The 902-nt window shown below is 53.5% G+C and carries 1 protein-coding gene; it reads left to right on the top strand.

The features are described from left to right. A partial coding sequence (locus tag J7367_RS21890; protein WP_244672364.1) for a DNA topoisomerase occupies nt 1-902 on the top strand: 902 nt, incomplete at both ends.

Genomic DNA, 902 nt, shown 5'->3' on the forward strand with positions numbered 1-902 from the left:
ATTGTTCAGAGTTTCCCTAGAGCAGCTACCTATTGCTCCTGAGCGATGGCGTGTTGAGGTCAAACCCAAGACCGCTTCGCAATTCAAAGTCGTCAAGCAACTGCTTGGCAAGGCAACCGAACTAGTCATCGCAACCGATGCCGATCGTGAAGGCGAATTGATCGCCCGTGAAATCATTGAGCTGTGCGGTTATCGCGGGAAAATCCAGCGCCTCTGGCTGTCCGCCTTAAACGACGCATCTATCCGCAAGGCGCTGGGTGCGCTCAAGCCTTCAAGCGAGACGCTTCCAATGTACTTCTCAGCCTTGGCACGCTCGCGTGCAGATTGGCTGATTGGCATGAACCTCAGCCGCCTGTTCACCGTGTTAGGTAGGAAGGCTGGCTATGAAGGCGTGCTTTCCGTCGGACGTGTGCAGACTCCCACATTGCGGTTGGTCGTTGATCGAGATCGGGAAATTGCTCATTTCGTGTCTGTTCCATACTGGACAGTGGAAGTCGGACTATCCAGTGAAGCACAGCAATTTTTCGCAACTTGGCTTCCTCCGCAGTCCGCTACGGACGATGCTGGCCGTTGCCTACAAGAGAGCATTGCCCGCCAGGCAACTGAACGAATTGGTGCCGCCGGCGCAGTTCAGGTCCAGGCGGTTGAAACCGAGCGAGTCCGAGAAGGCCCACCTTTACCGTTCGATCTGAGCACTTTGCAGGAAGTGTGCTCGAAGCAATTTGGTCTGGATGTGCAGGAAACGCTCGATATTGCACAGTCGCTTTATGAAACACATAAAGCCACGACCTATCCACGCTCAGATTCCGGCTATCTTCCCGAGAACATGTTCACCGAGATATCCACGGTCCTGGACAGTTTGCTCAAATCTGATCCCACTCTTAAGGAAACTCTGAACAATC

The sequence above is a fragment of the Xanthomonas sp. D-36-1 genome, assembly GCF_017746155.1.
Lineage (GTDB): Bacteria > Pseudomonadota > Gammaproteobacteria > Xanthomonadales > Xanthomonadaceae > Xanthomonas > Xanthomonas cissicola.